17 protein-coding genes are annotated in these 18,003 nt (G+C 27.7%); 2 read left to right on the forward strand and 15 right to left on the reverse strand.

The genetic code is table 11. The annotated features are described in order from the left end of the window. The 12 genes from AVBRAN12640_RS05420 to AVBRAN12640_RS05475 form a co-directional block, all read right to left on the reverse strand. A partial coding sequence (locus AVBRAN12640_RS05420; RefSeq protein ID WP_336612966.1) for a branched-chain amino acid ABC transporter permease occupies positions 1-704 on the reverse strand: 704 nt, incomplete at its 3' end. A 142-nt stretch (positions 705-846) separates the two neighbouring features. Beyond that, positions 847-1,611: an ABC transporter ATP-binding protein gene (locus tag AVBRAN12640_RS05425; RefSeq protein WP_336609027.1), complete on the reverse strand. Its 765-nt coding sequence runs from the start codon at positions 1,609-1,611 to the stop codon at positions 847-849. Next, positions 1,604-2,329: an ABC transporter ATP-binding protein gene (locus tag AVBRAN12640_RS05430; RefSeq protein WP_336609028.1), complete on the reverse strand. Its 726-nt coding sequence runs from the start codon at positions 2,327-2,329 to the stop codon at positions 1,604-1,606. The genes AVBRAN12640_RS05425 and AVBRAN12640_RS05430 overlap by 8 nt, the downstream gene beginning before the upstream one ends. Further along, complete coding sequence (gene nikC / locus AVBRAN12640_RS05435; protein WP_214118841.1) at positions 2,322-3,143, reverse strand: nickel ABC transporter permease subunit NikC; 822 nt, start codon at positions 3,141-3,143, stop codon at positions 2,322-2,324. Before nikC ends, AVBRAN12640_RS05430 begins: the two co-directional genes overlap by 8 nt. Continuing rightward, a complete protein-coding gene (locus AVBRAN12640_RS05440) occupies positions 3,136-4,065 on the reverse strand; it encodes an ABC transporter permease subunit (protein ID WP_336609029.1) in 930 nt (309 codons plus the stop codon). The genes nikC and AVBRAN12640_RS05440 overlap by 8 nt, the downstream gene beginning before the upstream one ends. Position 4,066: 1 nt before the next feature. Continuing rightward, on the reverse strand, positions 4,067-5,602 hold the full coding sequence (gene nikA, locus AVBRAN12640_RS05445; RefSeq protein WP_239802936.1) for a nickel ABC transporter substrate-binding protein: 1,536 nt from the start codon (positions 5,600-5,602) through the stop codon (positions 4,067-4,069). Positions 5,603-5,611: 9 nt separating this feature from the next. Continuing rightward, positions 5,612-6,604, reverse strand: coding sequence for a cation diffusion facilitator family transporter (locus tag AVBRAN12640_RS05450; protein ID WP_336612967.1), 993 nt, complete (start codon positions 6,602-6,604; stop codon positions 5,612-5,614). Positions 6,605-6,742: 138 nt separating this feature from the next. Continuing rightward, positions 6,743-8,185, reverse strand: a complete 1,443-nt coding sequence (gene aldA / locus AVBRAN12640_RS05455) for an aldehyde dehydrogenase (protein ID WP_336608892.1) — start codon at positions 8,183-8,185, stop codon at positions 6,743-6,745. A 166-nt stretch (positions 8,186-8,351) separates the two neighbouring features. Further along, the gene (locus AVBRAN12640_RS05460; RefSeq protein ID WP_214118060.1) at positions 8,352-10,301 is read right to left on the reverse strand and encodes a BCCT family transporter; all 1,950 of its coding nucleotides are present in this window, start codon (positions 10,299-10,301) and stop codon (positions 8,352-8,354) included. A gap of 713 nt (positions 10,302-11,014) precedes the next feature. Next, positions 11,015-11,437: a MarR family winged helix-turn-helix transcriptional regulator gene (locus AVBRAN12640_RS05465; RefSeq protein ID WP_336608891.1), complete on the reverse strand. Its 423-nt coding sequence runs from the start codon at positions 11,435-11,437 to the stop codon at positions 11,015-11,017. A gap of 30 nt (positions 11,438-11,467) precedes the next feature. After that, a complete protein-coding gene (gene bla / locus AVBRAN12640_RS05470; RefSeq protein WP_239802941.1) occupies positions 11,468-12,325 on the reverse strand; it encodes a metallo-beta-lactamase in 858 nt (285 codons plus the stop codon). Positions 12,326-12,393: 68 nt separating this feature from the next. Then, positions 12,394-13,317: a hypothetical protein gene (locus AVBRAN12640_RS05475; protein WP_336608890.1), complete on the reverse strand. Its 924-nt coding sequence runs from the start codon at positions 13,315-13,317 to the stop codon at positions 12,394-12,396. A 105-nt stretch (positions 13,318-13,422) separates the two neighbouring features. On the opposite strand from AVBRAN12640_RS05475, the gene AVBRAN12640_RS05480 reads away from it, so the two are divergent. Next, entirely contained in the window at positions 13,423-13,845 is a 423-nt protein-coding gene (locus tag AVBRAN12640_RS05480; RefSeq protein ID WP_214118064.1) for a MarR family transcriptional regulator, read from the forward strand. 57 nt (positions 13,846-13,902) lie between these two features. After that, positions 13,903-14,262, forward strand: a complete 360-nt coding sequence (locus AVBRAN12640_RS05485) for a cupin domain-containing protein (RefSeq protein WP_214118074.1) — start codon at positions 13,903-13,905, stop codon at positions 14,260-14,262. Positions 14,263-14,285: 23 nt separating this feature from the next. Here AVBRAN12640_RS05485 and gltS read toward each other — a convergent pair whose 3' ends face one another. The 3 genes from gltS to citF all read right to left on the reverse strand — a co-directional run bounded on the left by gltS (position 14,286) and on the right by citF (position 18,003). Then, a complete protein-coding gene (gene gltS, locus AVBRAN12640_RS05490; RefSeq protein WP_336608889.1) occupies positions 14,286-15,476 on the reverse strand; it encodes a sodium/glutamate symporter in 1,191 nt (396 codons plus the stop codon). Beyond that, a complete protein-coding gene (locus AVBRAN12640_RS05495) occupies positions 15,473-16,345 on the reverse strand; it encodes a formimidoylglutamase (RefSeq protein ID WP_336608888.1) in 873 nt (290 codons plus the stop codon). The genes gltS and AVBRAN12640_RS05495 overlap by 4 nt, the downstream gene beginning before the upstream one ends. Positions 16,346-16,458: 113 nt before the next feature. Further along, positions 16,459-18,003: a citrate lyase subunit alpha gene (gene citF, locus AVBRAN12640_RS05500; protein ID WP_214118076.1), complete on the reverse strand. Its 1,545-nt coding sequence runs from the start codon at positions 18,001-18,003 to the stop codon at positions 16,459-16,461.

Below are 18,003 nucleotides of genomic sequence, written 5' to 3' on the forward strand. Positions count from 1 at the left end.
AAAACAGCAGCTCCAAAAGCCTTAAGCCCTATTAAAACTCCCATATTAGGGTCAATTTGTGGATATTTACACGCCCAAAAAATCCCGCCAATACAAGCTAACATTGAGCCTAGTGCAAATACAAAAGCTATAATTTTATTAGCATCAATTCCCATTAAAGCAACGGTTGAAATATCAAAAGCAAGTGCACGAATAGCAATTCCATATTTGCTTTTATACAAAATCAATAAAACAGCTATTAAAATAATAATAGTTAAAGTTGGAATTATTAAATCAAGCAAAGACATTCTAATATCAAATAAATTAATAGGATTTATCAAAATACTTGGTGCATTAAATGGTTGTGGTGTGCTTGTAAATAATACATTTATTAGATTTTCTAAGAAAAACGAAACTCCAATAGCAGTGATTAATAGTGAAATTCTAGGAGAATTTCTAAGTGGCTTATAAGCAATCTTATCAATGCTAATTCCAAGTGCAATACAAATTAATATAGCAAAACCAAAAGCAGGTATAAACGGAAAGGCAAAAAAATTAAGTGCAAATAAACAAGCATACGAGCCTATCATCATAATATCGCCGTGAGCAAAATTGATAAGCCTTAAAACTCCATAAACCATAGTATATCCAATAGCAATTAGTGCATACATTGAGCCTAGTGAAAAGCCATTGAAAATCTGTTGAATAAGTAGCGTCGAACTCATTAAAAACCTTTTTTGAAAATAAAAAGAAATATTAATAAACTAAGCTTAATTTCATAATAATTTTTAAGATTAATTATAAGAATTTGTAAATTCGTAACACTTTTTTACAAAATTACAAAAATTATATTTAATCTTTTAAATATTATTTATAAAAATCCTTAGGAAAAGGTTTTAATATGCTATTGCTTAATTCTTTAGCCATTAAGCTTTCAAATTCTAAATCCTTGCATACTTTTTTGCTCTCAATTACCTTGCCTTTATCAAGGACTAAAACCTCATCACAAAATAATTTTATAATCCTTAAATCATGAGTTATTACGATGTAGCTTAAATCCTTTTGAAGATTTTTTAAAGTCTTTAAAATCTTTGCTTGAATTAATACATCTAATGAACTTGTAGCTTCATCTAAAATAAGTATTTTTGGCTTAATTGAAATAGCTCTTGCTATGCTTAGCCTTTGTAATTGTCCCCCACTTAACATTAAGCATTTTTTATCTAATAAGTCTTGATTTAATTCTAATAATTCTAAGCATTCTAAGGCTCTTTTTTTAATCTCGCTTTTGCTAAAAGTGGTAAGATTTTCTAAAGGTTCAATCAAGGCTTCATAAACGCTAAAATCAGGGTTAAAAGATGCTCTTGAGTCTTGAAATACTATTTGAATTATTTTTTTATACTCTTTATTATCTTGTATTTTTACATTGTTTAAAAACACATTTCCAGAATTTGCTTTGTAAATATTAGCAATGATTTTTGCTAAAGTGCTTTTGCCGCTTCCACTAATTCCTAAAATACCTAAAGAATTATTCTCATCTAAATTAAAGCTTACTCCATTTAAAACTTGAGTATATTTATCGCTAAATAAATTTGAGTTTTTATATGAATATGAGATATTTTCTACCTTAAGCATTGCCAACTCCATATAATGATAAATGTGAATTAATTAATTCTTTTGTTATATTTGCTTGTGGGTTTTTAAATATATCAATACAAGTTGCTTCTTCAACAATCCTTGCATTATCCATAACATAAACATAATCAGCAAGTCTTGCAACCACTCCAAAATCATGAGTTATTAACAATATACCTATTTTGCTTGATATTTCTTCTAATATATCTAAAACCGCAGCTTGAGAAATCAAATCCAAATCACTCGTAGGCTCATCAGCTATTATAAATTTCGCACGAGATACTAAGGCTAAAGCTATCATAATTCTTTGAAGCATTCCGCCGCTGCATTCGTGTGGATAAAGATTTAAAACACTTTCATTCAATTTAACTTTATTTAAAATCTCTTTTATATATTCATTATCAATTTTTAAATTCCTTGCCTTTAAAGTCTCATAAAAGCAGTTTTTGATACTAAATAAAGGATTAAAAGCTGTTCTTGGATTTTGCATAATACAAGCAATATTTTGCTTTGAATTATCACCTAAACAAATACTCCCGCTAAGCTTTAAATTATTTGCTACATATCCCATAATAGCTGTTGCTATTAGGCTTTTTCCACTTCCACTAAGCCCTAATAAAGCCGTGATTTTTCCACTTTGTATATTCATACTAACATTATTTACTAAGGCTGTATCTTTATAAAATATATTTAAATTTTTTACTATTATTTTATCCATGACTTTCAACTTGTATTAAATTTTCAAATTTATCTCTTAAAATATCGCCTAATAAATTAAAAGCAATAATTACAATTAACATAGCAATTCCAGGATACAAAATAAGCTCATAATGAGTTAAAATATAATCTTTTGTTTCAGCTATCATTATCCCCCATTCAGCCTGTGGAGCTTTTACCCCAAGCCCAAGCAAACTAAGACCTGAAATATGCAGCATTATATGCCCCAAATCAAGTGTGCTTAATACTAATAGCTGCATACAAATAGGCTTTGCAAAATGCTTTTTAAAAATCTTAAAATTACTAGCTCCACAAGTTTTGCTAATTAATACATATTCAGTATTTTTTAGCTTTAAAACAATGCTTCTAATAATCCTTGCATACCAAGCCCAGTGAGTTAAAGCAATGGCTATAATTATATTTAATAAACCAGTTCCTAAAATCCCTACGAAAAATAAAGCCAAAACAATAGTAGGAAAGCATAAAAATATATCACAAATTCTCATTAAAAAATTATCAATTTTATTATTTGAAAATCCAGCTATAAAACCTACACTAACGCCTAAAACTATTATTATAATAATGGTTGAAAAGGTAGCTAGAATTGAAATATAAGCACCTTCTAAAATCCTTGAGAAAATATCTCGCCCTAAATGATCAGTCCCAAAAATATGCAATAATGAATTACTAGCAAATTTATTCGCTAAATTAATCTCATTTGCACTATAAGGTGCATAATATTTACCAAATAAAGCAAGTAAGATTATAAAAGCACATAAAAAATACACGAAATATTCATAAATTTTCTTACTCATATCTAATCCTTGGGTCAATTATCGCATATAAAATATCAGTGATTAAATTAATTAAAATAAACACAAAACACATCATCATACTAAAAGCTTGAATTACAGGATAATCACTATAATAAATAGCACTTACAGCATAACGACCAACTCCAGGATAAGCAAAAATATTTTCAATCACTAAAGCCCCGCCAAAAAGTTCAGCTATATGCATACCAAAAGCAGTTATTAAAGGTAGTAAAGAATTAAATAAAATATGTTTTGAATATATCTTATACTTTCCTACGCCACGCATTTTTGCATAAGCTATAAATCTTTCATTACAAGCTTGTAAAAAATTAATCCTAATAAATCTAGCATTAATAGCAATTGACATAAAAGATATTGCTAATGCAGGCATTATTAAATGATTAATCCCACCTATGCCAAAAGGAGGCAATAAATTAAGCTCAACAGAAAAAAATAAAATAAATAATAAACCAAACCAAAAACTAGGAGTGCTAACACCTAAAAATGAAAAAATCCTTACAAAATAATCAAAAAAATGATTTTTATAAATTGCAGAAAACACCCCAAAAGGAATAGAGATTACAAAAGTTATAAGCAAGGCAAATGATGTTAGCTTTAAAGTATTTCCTAAGTATTCAAATAAATCAGGTGCGATTTTACGATTAGTAAAATATGATGTCCCAAAATCTAATTGCAAAGCGTTTTTTATCCAAACTACATATTGAGTAATTATTGGCTCATTTAAGCCTAGCATAATTCTTGTATGCTCTATCGCTTCATTAGTCGGTGCTATCCCACTAACTTGCAAATAATTCATAACAGCATCAGTTCCATTAAGTCTAATTAATAAAAAAATAAAAATTGATGCTAAAAACAAGCAAATAATGGCATATAAAGTTCTTTTTAATATGAATTTTTTCATACTACTCCTTAATTTCTATATCATCAAAAGGAATTTCATATTTTAAAATACTCGTTTTAACTCCTTTTAATTTAGGACTTGCAACGCATATATTTGTATGATATACAATAGGAATATATACCGCTTCATCGTGTAAGATTGTAAGTATTTCTTTAGCTAGTTTAGATTTTTCATCTTTATTCATTGTTTTAGATAATTTTTCTATATTTTCATCGATTAGTGGTTTTTGCTTTAATCCAATTTGAGCCATATAATCAGCGTGAGCTGGTGCAACCATAGAAGCCATAAAAATTTCAGGCTCATAAGGAGCTCCCCAAGTAGCATTAAAGATTAATTCAAATTCCCCATTTCTATGTCTTTTATAAAATATAGTGCTTTCATTAGCTTGTAAGATTAGATTAATTCCTATTTCTTTTAAATTCGCTTGTAATACTTCTGATATAGCCTTTTGCTCTGCGTTAATGCCTATATAAGAAATCACTATATCTAATCTTTTGCCATCTTTTTCTAAAAAGCCATTTTTAAATTCCCAACCATTATCAAGTAATAATTGCTTAGCTTTTTTAGGATTATATTCGTATGCACTTCTATCAATTTTGCCATTTGGCACATTATCATCATAGAAAAAATCAGCCTTTGGTCTTGTCCCATAAAAAACATATTTGCTAATTTCATCTTTATTAATAGCCATATTAATAGCCTTTCTTACATTAATATCATTTGTTGGATATTTTGCTGTATTTTGTGCTATTAAAATAGTGCTAAGTGGCTTTGAAATTAGCGTTTGATAATCGCTTTTTTGCAAGTTTATAAAATCTTCTAAGCTAATTTCTCCATCAGTATAAATATAATCAATTTCTTTTGTTTTTAAAGCTATTACTTTTGAGCTTGGATCAGGGATTATTTTACATACTATGCTATCAATTTTAGCTTTTTCGCCCCAATAATTTTCGTTTTTAACAAACTTATCATAAACGCCTAATTTAGTATCAACGAATTTCCATTTACCTGTGCCAATTGGTGCTTTTATACCATCTTTTGTATTATTATCAATCATAGCACTTGGAGCTATAAATCTAAAAGGACGAATAAGACTAAGTTCTCTTAAAGTAGGTTCATAAATATGTTTTAAATGAAGCTTTACTTCATAATCATTAACCACTTCAAGATAATCAAAAGCCCTTACAAGTGCAAAAGAAATATGCCTTTGTTTATTAGCAAAAATTGCATCAAAATTAAGTTTTACTGCATTTGCATTAAAGTCTTCTCCATTAGAAAACTTAACTCCTTTTCTAAGATAAAAAGTATATACCAAACCATCTTCGCTAATCTCCCAAGAAGTAGCTAGACTAGGTATTATTTGATTATCTTGCGAGTATGAGACAAATCCTTCATAAACCATATTTTGAGCAAACATTTCATTTGGAGAATACAAATGTGGATTTAGTTCTCCTACATTTTTAGAAGTAGCTACTTTTAGCTCACTTGAATTTAAAAAACTAATTAATAAAATAAATACAAAAAATAATTTTTTCATTTTAATCCTTTATATTATTTCTGGCTGAATAGTAATATGATGTATATTAAACTCATTTTTAAGTAAAGCATTAAGCTTTTGTAAAACACTTTTAAACTCATTTAAATCATCTAAGATTATATGAGCTGTTAGTATATGATAATCTTGAGAGATTGAATGAATGTGTATATCGTGAATATCTTTTATATTTAAATCTTGCTTTAATATAAATTCTTTTACTTCACTAATCTCAATGAATGAACTCTCAAGTAAAATATCTAAGCTTTGTTTAAATAATGATATAGACCACTTAGCAATTACTAAAGCTATTATTAAAGCTAGTATTGAATCAATAAAATAAAAATCAGTATAATAAACAATAATCCCACCAATAATAATTGCAACAGAACTAAGTAAATCACTTAGCATATGAATTAGACTTGATTTAATATTTAAATTACTTGTATCAGCTTTCATTAATAATAAAGCACTAATTATATTTGCTACAAGTCCAAAGCAAGATACTATAAGCATAGTCTTTATATCTATTTTACTTGGGTTTAATAGTTTTTCAATAGCTTCATAGATAATAAATATAGTAAATATAGCTATCATAATAGCATTTATAAAAGCAGCTATTATTTCACTTCTATAATATCCATAAGTTTTTTTACTATCTTGTTTATTAATAAATATTAGTGCAATAAAACTTATTATCAATGCAAAAGCGTGTGTTATCATATGAAGTGCATCACTAATTAATGCTAAAGAATTAGCTAAATACCCATAAATTAATTCAGCAAACATTACTACAAAAGTTACTATAAAGCTTAATAATAATGCTTTTTTATTCTTAGTAAAATCATAAGAATGAGTATGAGAATGATTGTGGTGTTCGTGGGAATGATTAGAATTATGGTGTGAGTGATTATGGGAGTGGTTATGGTGTGAATGATTGCAAGAATGATTGTTTGAATGTTGTTTTATTGGTTTATGAATTAAGTCTTGATAGGTGCAAGTCATTGTTTTTCCTTTAAATTTACTTTAAACAAATAAATAACAAATGTAACATTTATTTCTTAATTTAAAATAAACTTAAAAAATATATTTGAATTAAAATTAAAATATTTTATAATTTTAGGAGCTAAAAAGCTCCTATTTTTAGCCGTTGAATTTAGTATTGTAATCAAGATAAACAACATGAGTTGCAAGGTATTCATAAAGTCCGTGTTTTCCATCAGCACCACCTATGCCACTCTTTCTAAATCCTGCGTGAAAGCCTTGCATAGCTTCAAAATTCTCACGATTGATATAAGTTTCGCCAAACTTAATCTCACGGCAAGCTCTCATAGCTGTGTTTAGATTTTCTGTATAAATACTACTTGTAAGCCCGTATTCACAATCATTTGCCATATCAATTGCTTCATCTAGTGTATCAAAACTTGTAACTGGTAAAATTGGTGCAAAGATTTCTTTTTGCATAATATCACTCTTATGGTCTGCATTGCTAAGTAGTGTAGCTGGGTAGAAATATCCACTAGTATCAGTTATCTTGCCACCAACTTCTAATTTTGCACCTTGCTCAAGTGCGCGTTTTAGCATTGCATCAGCATTTTTAACACCTGCTTCATTTACAAGTGGCCCCATATCAAAATTACCTTTTGCAGTATTTCCGAATGTAATTTTGCTAAACTCATCAGCCATTTTATTAATAAACTCATCATATCTTGATTTATGCACATAAACACGCTCAGCACAATTGCAAACTTGCCCGTTATTACAAATTCTACTTGCTTTAATTGCAGGAATTACTAAATCCATATTTGCATCTTTACATACTATTGCAGGTGCTTTTCCACCAAGCTCAAGATTTACTTTTATAACATTTTTTGCAGCTGCTTGCATAACTCTAACTCCAGCTTCTACGCTACCTGTTACACTTACCATTCCAATTAGTGGGTTTGAGCTTAGTTCATCTCCAACCTCACTTCCTTTTCCGCTAACAAGTGAGAAAACTCCTTTAGGAACTCCAGCTTCGTGAGCTAATTTTGCAAACTCAAATGCGTTGTTTGGAGTTTCACTACTTGGCTTAATTACTATTGTATTTCCTGTAACAAACGCAGGTGCAAGTTTTCTAACTATTAAGAAAAATGGGAAGTTCCAAGGTAAAATCCCTGTTGTAACACCGATTGCAGTTCTAAATAAAAAGATATTTTCGTTCGCTCTATCACTTTGAATGATTTCGCCTTCATAAGTTCTAGCAAATCCTGCCATATAGTCTAAATAATCAGCTGCAAAATCAATCTCAACTTCAGCTAAACTTCTAACCTTGCCTTGCTCTTCTTGTAAAATATCAGCTAGTTTTACTCTATCTCTACGAATTAATTGTGCGATTTTTTTAAGGTAATTTGCGCGTTCAATAGCTGGAAGTGCTTCCCACTCTTTACCCGCTCTTTTTGCAGCTTCAAGCGCTCTTTTAGCATCATCTCTTGTGCCTAGTGGATACTCACTAACTTGCTCTTTTGTAGCAGGATTATAAACAGGTGCCATTTCCCTTTTTTCAGTAACAAACTCACCATCAATATACATTTGATAACTCTTCATAACTTCTCCTTTTTTAAATGATTTTGAAATATCTTATCAAGGAATATTAATTATTTTTGTATATTCAAAAAAAATTCTAATTTTTTTACGAGAATGTGAAAAAAAGTAACACTTTAGTATTTTAAAAAAAAGAATTTGAAATTAAGCATTTCAAATTCTATAAAAGTTATTTTCTATAACCCATTGTAAATATTTCATTTGAGCTATCATCTAAAAGATTTAAATACCTTTCATAATGCTTTAAAATATCTACTATTATTTCTTTTTCATTTAAATATTTTATATCATAACCTAGTCTATCATCGCCAAAAAATGTTATAGGTCTATACTCAAATTCCTTTGATAAATTAGGTAAATTCTCATCATCTAATAAGGTTTTATTTACTTCGTGTTTTTCTATTTTTACCCCATAAATAAAATCTTTTGATAAGTCTTTTTTAATCACTAAACTAATTTTATTTTTTTCTTCTTTGATTAATGCTTTTAATCCACGCTCGCTTAATTTATCGCAAATCTTTTGCATAGCAGGTTTTACAAGCTCGTTTAAAAACTCTTGCATATCTTTTATTTGAGATTGTTTTAAGATTAAATCAAGCCTTTGTTCCCAAAAATCCCCACTCCAATAAACACTAGCCTTACTAACTCTTGTATTAAAATATCTACTATCAACTATTAAGCCTTTAAGTAGTGATGCACACATAATTACAAGCATTAAAGCAAACGGAAGTGCAACTATCATAGTAACGCTTAAAATAGTATCAAGCCCACCAGAATATGATAAAGATATTGCAATAGCAATTAAACTAATGCCCCATAAAATACTTTGCCATTTATAAGGTTTTTCTTTGCCACCACTTGCTAAAGAATTTAAAACAAATATTCCACTATCAGCAGAAGTGATAAAAAATAAAACTAAAACTACTAGAGCTAAAATAGTGCTAATTTGTGAAAATGGTAAAAGATTTAAAAACTCAAATAATAATTTTTCAGAACTTTGAGAAAAATTACTTAAAATTTCATTATATTTTAAAGCAGAATTTCCAAATACACTAAACCATAAAACATTAAAAGAAGTAGGAACAATCAAAACTCCAAATATAAATTCTCTAATAGTTCTACCACGAGAAATTTTTGCTATAAAAAAGCCAACAAAAGGCGCCCAACTAAGCCACCAAGCCCAATAAAAAATAGTCCAAGAATTAAACCAGCTAATATAATCTTTATTATATGTATAGGTTTTAAAACTAAGTTCAACTATATTTGAAAAATATAGCCCTAAATTAGAACTAAAATCAGATAATAGCTCAACCAAATCACCACTAACTAATACGAAAATCATTAGTAAAAATGCTAAAAGCAAATTAATCTCGCTTAATATTTTAAGCCCTTTATTAACTCCGCTAATAGCTGAAATAGTAGATAAACTAACAACTATTAATATAATAATTGCTTGTTCACTAAATGAAATATCACTAAGCCAAGCAATATTAACAAGTCCTGCATTTAAAGAACTTGCAGAATATCCAAGTGTTGTGCTAATTCCAAAAACGGTTACAATTAATGCCAAAATATCAATAACATTGCCCCAAAATCCATAAATTTTATCTTTTAAAAAAGGATAAAAAGCACTTCTTAAAGTTAAAGGCATTTTATAACGAAAACCAAAATAAGCCATAGCTAAAGCACAAACCCCATAAATAGCCCAAGGATGAATTCCCCAGTGAAATAGAGTATGAATTAAAGCTTCTTTATCATCTATATTTAATGATTTTTTATGGATTATAGGCTCAGCCACACCAAAATACATAAGCCCAACACCCATTCCAGTAGCAAACAACATAGAAAGCCACGAAAAAAAACTAAAACTAGGCTCATCATCATCTTTACCTAATTTTATATCTCCAAATTTAGATAAAGCTAATAAGACCATAAATCCTACAAAAAAACTAACACTAAGTATAAAAAACCAAGAAAAATTAGTAAAAACTGAAGTTTTAATATTATTTAAAATACTACTTGTAAATTCTGGTAAAAATATACTTAGTAAAACTAAAATTACAATAAATACTATGCTTGGAACAAACACAGCGGGTAAAAAACTCGTTTTTATCTTCATATTTTCTCCTTGAGTTTTCAGTCTAACAAGGCTAAGTTAATGAGATTTGCAAGATTTAGATGATAATTACATAATTTGTCTATATAAAAGAAAAATTAGCCATTAACCTAAAAAATTTTTTATATCAATTTCTTCAAAAAAATTTATATAGTTTTTAATAAATTTTTTATAAATATATATGTAATAATCATAAAAGATGATAATAAAAAATAAAAATTATAATATGCAAAAACACTTAAAAAATCTAAAATTAAAATATTATAAGATTTTAAAAAAGATTGATATATCAGCATATTAAGAATTAAAATAGCTAATATAAATAACTTAATAAGTAAAGATTTTTGACTTGTATTAGTTTTTATATTGGTATTAAGATTTGCAAAAATCATTATAAATAAAAACAACAATAAAAATACAAAATTAAACCCTAAAAATAAAGCTTCACTTTTTAATAAATAATAATTTATAAAAGGATAAGATAAAATCAAAATCAATAAAATATTTTTATATACTTTCTTAACCCTATAAACCAAGCTAATGCCTAGAATATAAAGAAAAATAAATATAAAAGTTATATTTGAAATTTGAAAAACATATTCAAATAATATATATAAAAAAACAAAAAATATACCTAGTAAAGCTAAGAATTTAAAATAAAGTTTTTTAGACAAATCTATATGAAATTTAATAAAAATATATTTAGCAAAATCTCTTTAATTTCTTTCATTTTCAATACTCTTTTGTATATTATCTAGCTTATTTATAAAATAATCAAGCTCATTTTTATTTTTAAAAACACTTAGAATTTTATCTAACATAATATTGTCTATTTTGGTGCAAATTAGTGCTAATTCTTTGGCTTTTTTTGTAGGACTTAAAATAAAGGCTCTTTTATCATTTTGATTAATTTTTCTAATAACTAAGTCTTTTAAAACAAGCTTATCAACTATTGCTTTTATGGTGTTTTGGTCTTTTTGGGTAAGTTCTGAAAGCTCTTTTTGTGAGATTTTTGGGCTTTTACATAAAGCATTTAAGACTATCCATTGTTCAGGTGTAATGTCTAAGTCTAAAAATGATTTATGTAAATGCTGATAAATAATCCTAGCAGTCGCACAGATTTTGATACCTATATTCATATTATCTCCTTGCAACTGCTATTTTAACTATTAATTGTTATCTAATTTTGCTTTTATATGTCCTTTGTATTCTTTATACCAAGCATCTATGCCTTCTTTTCCTATGATATATGGATGGGTTTTGAAATTATTATTATAAATGTTTTCTAATTTTTCATATCCATTATTTCTAAATAAATGTGATTCTAGCTTTGCTACTACATTGTTTTTATCAAGCTCTTTTTTAAACTCATCTAAAGATTTATCATAAGCAATTTGTAGATTTTTATCTTTTGAAATTCCATTACCACCCCATAAAAATACATTAAATTTCTTACCATTAAACGAGCTTTCAAAGATAATTGAAGTAGTTCCTATGGTATGCCCTGGGGTTAAGAAAGTTTTAATTTCTTTATTACCGAGCTTTATTATTTCTTTATCTTTTAGTAAATGATTAATCGTTGGCTTAGGGTATTTTGGGTCATTTGGGCCTTCGTTGTATGAATACATAAAATCCTTATCAATAGCACTCATCATAACTTTTGCGTTATATTTATCTTGAAAATACTTAGCCCCACCATAATGATCGCCATGCCCGTGAGTAATTAAGACAATTTTTACATCTTTTGGGTCTAAATTATAAGCTTTTAACCCATTTTCAATCACTTTTGCATCATCATTATCCCACATAGCATCAATTAAAATTATGCCTTCGCTAGTTGTTATTGCGTATGCTACAACGCTTTTTGTCCCAAGACAATAAACATCATCAAAAACCTTAGTAGGCTTTAATGGAGTATGGTCGTGTAATAATTGTAAAAGCTCCTTAGGAGGCGTGTCATCATTAGCTAATAAATTAGCACCTAAAATACTAAATGCACAAAATAAAATCGTTGCAAATCTTTTCATACTAGACCTTTCTTTAAAAATTAATATGTATGCGTATTAAATTTACACCATAAAAATTAATAACAAACTTAAAACCTATTAATTATTTCTATTTCGCTTTGTTTAAAGTCTAGCGTTTGGGCTTTATTATTTAAATTAAGCTCTATATAAACAACATCACTTAAGCTAGATAAAATCAATACATCTTTTAATACATAATTTCCATCGCTTAATTTACAGATATTTTTCTCCCCTTTTTTAATATCACAATCATTAATATCTAGCTTTTTATAATTTATAAAATAACTCATATATAAACTATTTTTACTAACTACAATATCAGTTCTAAACCCACCAATATTGGCTAATTTAACAACTTTAATATCAAGACTAAAAAAATACCAAATAGAGCAAATTATCCAAATAATTTTTATAATCAAACTAAATCTTTTAAAAAAATATACAAAAAAACATAAAGTAATAAATATAGCCATCATAACATTTAAGCAATGATTTATCGTTGGAAAAGTTACATTTTCGTTTTGATATATTTGAACTAAACTTAAAAACACTAATTCAATTATGATAATTACTATAATTACAAATAATAAAAATACTCTTTCATACAAAAAATTAAGAATTTTAAAGCCAAATTTATTTGACTTTTTTCTTTTACAAGCTAAAAGCACAACAAATTCAATCATAACATAAGGAATAATCCCTATAAAAATAGAATAAACAAAACACACATATCCAAATGTAAGTAATAAATTAAAATCAAATCTAGGCAAATACCCAACTTCAAATAAATAATATTTTGTATAAGCTATTACAGAAACAAAAGTTATTAAAACTAAAGAAAATCTCATAGTTTTTACAAATATATTGGCGAGTTTTAATAATTTAAAATAATTAAAATAAAGCCTTTTAAACTCTCTTTTGTAATTTAACATTAATCTTTTAGTATTCCTAGCAAAACAAATTCTAAATTTCTTTAAAAATTTATCAGACATTTTTACTCCTTTTTTTAAATTTAGCAAAAATATCTTTTACTTTTTAAAAAATTCAATAAATTTTTTAATATTTTTATATAATAAAAAAAATTATAAGGACAAAATATGAACTCAAGCTTATTTTTAATGGGAAGAATAAAAGAACTATCAAATGAATTGATTTTAAAAGAACTTAGCAAAAGAGTAGAATTTGATTTATCCTTTTCTCACGCTGATATTTTAAATATATTATTTGATGAAAAAGAATATTGTATGGTTCAAATAGCACAAAAAATACATAGAAGCAAGGCTACAATTAGCTCTTTAATAGACAAATTAGAACAAAATGGATATATCACAAAAAGCCAAAGTAGTAACGATAGTAGAATGTATTTAATAAAAGCAACTCAAAAAACTTTAGATTTAAAACCAATATTTGAAGAAGTATCAAATATAGTTTTTGAAAAATTACTTAAAAACTTTTCAAAAGCAGAAGAGTTATTTTTAGAAGAATTATTAGAAAAAATGCTAAATAACATAAAAAATTAAAATATATTTAACTTTTTATGCAAAAATAGTTCGTTATCAAACTAAAAAGGAGTCAAAATGAGTAATGGATTTAGTGTAAAAAGTCTAGGAGAATTTAAAAATATTCAAAGAATTGATTTAAAAGAAGCTTTAGGATTTACATCTTGTGAAATAAGTATTAACACAATGGAAGCAAATACTAATGTGCCTTTTGTTCATTATCATAAAGAAAATGAAGAAGTTTATATTATCTTAGATGGTAATGGGGAAATAAAGTTAGATAATGAACTAATTTTAATTAAAACAGGAGATATAATCAGAGTTGCACCTAGTGTAAAAAGACAGATTTTTGCAAAAACTAAACTAAATTATATCTGTATTCAAGCAAAAGAAAATTCTCTAACCCAATACACTTTTAGCGATGGTGTAGTAGAGTAATTTAACTTAGGAGCAATCCTAAGTTAAGCAAATATATTAATCAAATAAGTATTCAAAGGAATAGCCACAATATCTATCAAAACAGAACCACACAAAGGAACTATCAAAAATGCAGGTTTTGAGAATAAAGAATATCTATTGCAAGCAGCATTCATATTTGCAACCGCATTAGGAGTAGCACCCAAGCCATGCCCCATTAATCCAGCACACATAATAGCACTATCATAGTTTTTCCCGCACAATCTAAACACAACAAATATTGCAAACAATACTAAAACAACAACTTGAACAAAAAGCGTAATCAATAAAGGCATAGCAACCACGCTTAATTCATTGATTTTTAAACTCATCATAGCCATAGTTAAAAATATTCCTAAGCTAAGCTCACTAATAGTATCTATTGTGTATTGATTTAGTTTAAATATATTAAAGACATCATTTATATTTCTAATTAGCATTGCTATTAACATAGCACCCACATAGCTTGGCAAAGAATAACCGCTAAGTTTTGTAAATAATGAACTTATATAAAATCCAATGCACATAATACAAAGTATTAAAAATAAAGATTTTAAAAATTCTTGATAACTTGCGTGATGAATATTGTGCTTTAGCGGGTCAATATCTTGTATATCTTCGTTTGTTTTTATCTCTAATTTATATTTAAGTATTAAATATCTACATAAAGGCCCACCGAGTAAAGAGCCGCTTATTAAACCAAAAGTAGCCGCTGCAATTGCTACTACTTTAGCATTGCTAAGACCACTTAAATCTTCTACCATACCACCAAAAGCAATAGCATTTCCATGTCCTCCTTCTAAAGCAACAGCCCCACTTAAAATTCCATATAAACTATTCAGCCCAAAAGCATTCATCATAGTAATTCCAATAGCATTTTGCATAATAGCCATTACCCAGCAACACGCTAAATATATTAAAAGCAATTTACCACCAACTTTTAATAATCTAGCACTTCCGCTAAGCCCTACAACACTAAAAAATACAACCATAAAAGGAGTTTGCAAGGACTTATCAAATTCTATATTAATATCTATAAAGGTTAAAAACCATACTAAAATACTTACCAAAAATCCACCAACAACAGGAGCTGGGATACAAAATTTTTCTAAAAAATTGATTTTGGTTTTTAAAAACATTCCAAATAATAAAACACCAATGCTAATTGCCAATACGCTTAAACTATCAAAACTCATATAACAGCCTTTCTTAATAAAATATAAGCTAAATAAGCGCTTAATTTAGCAGTATGATTATCTATATCATATTTTGGATTAAACTCGCAAATATCAGCTAAAGCAACTTTTTTACTATCTAAAATAATTTTTAGTATCGGTAAAATTTGTTGCAAACTAATACCATAAACAGCAGGAGCACTAACACCTGGTGCATAGCTTAAAGAAAACACATCAATATCAATACTAAGATATAAAACATCGCAATCTAATATAAATTCTTTTACAATTTTTGCTGAATTATCAAAGTCTTTATCTAAAACATATTTAGCATTCATATCTTGCATAGTATTAAATAAAGCTTGAGTATTTGATAAAGCATTTGCCCCAATACATAAATATTTATAAGAATAATTATTTGATTTTGCGTATTTATAAGCTTCATAAAACGAATTACCTGAAGTATGTTGGGGTTGAATTCTCACATCAAAATGTGCGTCAAAATTAATAACACCTACATTTTGTTTATTATCTAATAAAGCCTTAATTCCAGCCAAAGAAGTTTCGTGACCACCACCTAAAATAACGCAATAATCTTGATTTTTTAATACTAAATTAAGCTTATCGTATAATAAATCATCAGCTTCTTCTAGGCTTTTAAAATTATCAATATTGCCTAAATCATCAAAGCTAAAATCATCAAATACAGCAAAATTTGCCATATTTTTTCTAATGATATTCGGTGCTAATTCGCTACCATCTCTTCCGTGATTTCTATCTACACCTAAACTAGAACAAAATCCTATTAATTTATTTGAAGATGAAGTATTTAAACATTTAAAAACTCTGTTATGAATACTTTCTTCGCCATCATTTCTTCCAATCCACATAAAACTCTCCTTAAATATCTTATACTTTAAATTGTTTTAATTAAATAAACAAGAAATACTTAAAAATTGAGTTTAATATGTGTAATTTGGTAATAAAATTAGGAAATAAATTCCTAATTTTGTAAAGATTTATAAATCACATCTAAAACGCTGCCATCACGATATTCTACAACGCCTACTACCTCATCGCCAAATTTAATACTAGCTGGTTTGCCTGTGATTTTCTCTGCCATTTCTTTTAGTTCTTCAATAGTATATAATTTAATACCTGCTTTTGTGAAATTCTCTATTAAATCAGTTCTTTTAGGATTTACTGCAATTCCGTAATCAGTGCAAACCACATCAACATTTGCTCCTGGGGTGCAAATCGTGCTTACATTATCAACTACAATTGGAATTCTAGCACGAATTAATGGTGCTAAAATCATTGCAATTTTTGCACCTTCAGCAGTATCTTGGTGTCCGCCTATTGCTTGATTAATAACACCTGTTGAAGTAGTAATTACATTTACATTGAAATTCGTATCAATCTCAAGTGCTCCCAACATTACAAAATCTAATTGATTTACCGCTGGAGTAACTAGATTTGGATTTGCATAAAAAGATGCTGATATTTCATAATGTTTTGGGTTTTTTGCAAGTGAGCTAACAGCATCTAAATCAAAACTTTGAGTATCAAAAAGTGCATCCATTAAACCATTTTCATGCAAATCAACTAAGGCAGCAGTGATACCACCAACACCTAAACTAGCAGTGATATTATGCTTAATCATCTCTTCTTTTAAAAGCTTAGTTACTGCTAAAGAAGCGCCCGCAGCTCCTGTTTGAAAACTAAAGCCATTTTTAAATAAACCTGATGCTAAGATACATTTTAAAGCATTTTCAGCTATTAAAATATCTCTTGGATTATCATTAAAACGAATTGCACCTGATACTATGCCTTTTGGATCGCCAATACTCTCAATTTCACAAACAAAATCCACCATAGTTTGGTCAATACTAGCAGGAAGATTTATTCCATCTACTAAATTATCAGTAATTGCAATAACTTTATTAGCATACATAGCATCAACCTTAGCATAACCTAAACTACCACACGCAGATTTGCCTGTATAACCATTAAGATTACCAAATTTATCACAACTTGGAGCACCAATAAATGCTACATCAATTTTAAGCGAGCCATCTTCAATAGCTCTAGCGCGACCACCATGACTTCTAATAATTACAGGAGTTTTTAATCCACCATTACTAATAAAAGAACCCAATGGCTCTCTTAGACCACTTGTTTGAAGACTTGTTACAACACCATTTTTAATATGCTCAATTAAAGGTTTATGGCAAGTTGAAAGAGAACTTGCTGCTACGCAAAGATTTTTAATACCTAGCTTGCTTATTTCTTCTAAAACTAGATTTAAAATATAATCTCCACTTCTAAAATGGTGATGAAAACTTATTGTCATACCATCTTTTAAGCCTGATTTTATAATAGCGTCTTTTATACTTGAGACTAATTTATCTTCTTTTTTGCCAACTCTAATAGCTGCACCGATTTTACGCTCTTTTGGTTGTTTTAATTCTCCACTATATACAACTACATCTTTATAATTAGCAATTTTATTAGGTATTTTTCTATTAACTGCATTTACTTTATACAT

Source organism: Campylobacter sp. RM12640, from assembly GCF_020137595.1.
GTDB lineage: Bacteria > Campylobacterota > Campylobacteria > Campylobacterales > Campylobacteraceae > Campylobacter_E.

Excerpts from the sequence above, each read along its gene's own strand:
- AVBRAN12640_RS05425 (WP_336609027.1), bottom strand. The coding sequence starts at position 1,611 with ATGCTTAAGGTAGAAAATATCTCATATTCATATAAAAACTCAAATTTA.
- AVBRAN12640_RS05430 (WP_336609028.1), bottom strand. The coding sequence starts at position 2,329 with ATGGATAAAATAATAGTAAAAAATTTAAATATATTTTATAAAGATACA.
- nikC (WP_214118841.1), bottom strand. The coding sequence starts at position 3,143 with ATGAGTAAGAAAATTTATGAATATTTCGTGTATTTTTTATGTGCTTTT.
- AVBRAN12640_RS05440 (WP_336609029.1), bottom strand. The coding sequence starts at position 4,065 with ATGAAAAAATTCATATTAAAAAGAACTTTATATGCCATTATTTGCTTG.
- nikA (WP_239802936.1), bottom strand. The coding sequence starts at position 5,602 with ATGAAAAAATTATTTTTTGTATTTATTTTATTAATTAGTTTTTTAAAT.
- AVBRAN12640_RS05450 (WP_336612967.1), bottom strand. The coding sequence starts at position 6,604 with ATGACTTGCACCTATCAAGACTTAATTCATAAACCAATAAAACAACAT.
- aldA (WP_336608892.1), bottom strand. The coding sequence starts at position 8,185 with ATGAAGAGTTATCAAATGTATATTGATGGTGAGTTTGTTACTGAAAAA.
- AVBRAN12640_RS05460 (WP_214118060.1), bottom strand. The coding sequence starts at position 10,301 with ATGAAGATAAAAACGAGTTTTTTACCCGCTGTGTTTGTTCCAAGCATA.
- AVBRAN12640_RS05465 (WP_336608891.1), bottom strand. The coding sequence starts at position 11,437 with ATGAATATAGGTATCAAAATCTGTGCGACTGCTAGGATTATTTATCAG.
- bla (WP_239802941.1), bottom strand. The coding sequence starts at position 12,325 with ATGAAAAGATTTGCAACGATTTTATTTTGTGCATTTAGTATTTTAGGT.
- AVBRAN12640_RS05475 (WP_336608890.1), bottom strand. The coding sequence starts at position 13,317 with ATGTCTGATAAATTTTTAAAGAAATTTAGAATTTGTTTTGCTAGGAAT.
- AVBRAN12640_RS05480 (WP_214118064.1), top strand. The coding sequence starts at position 13,423 with ATGAACTCAAGCTTATTTTTAATGGGAAGAATAAAAGAACTATCAAAT.
- AVBRAN12640_RS05485 (WP_214118074.1), top strand. The coding sequence starts at position 13,903 with ATGAGTAATGGATTTAGTGTAAAAAGTCTAGGAGAATTTAAAAATATT.
- gltS (WP_336608889.1), bottom strand. The coding sequence starts at position 15,476 with ATGAGTTTTGATAGTTTAAGCGTATTGGCAATTAGCATTGGTGTTTTA.
- AVBRAN12640_RS05495 (WP_336608888.1), bottom strand. The coding sequence starts at position 16,345 with ATGTGGATTGGAAGAAATGATGGCGAAGAAAGTATTCATAACAGAGTT.
- citF (WP_214118076.1), bottom strand. The coding sequence starts at position 18,003 with ATGTATAAAGTAAATGCAGTTAATAGAAAAATACCTAATAAAATTGCT.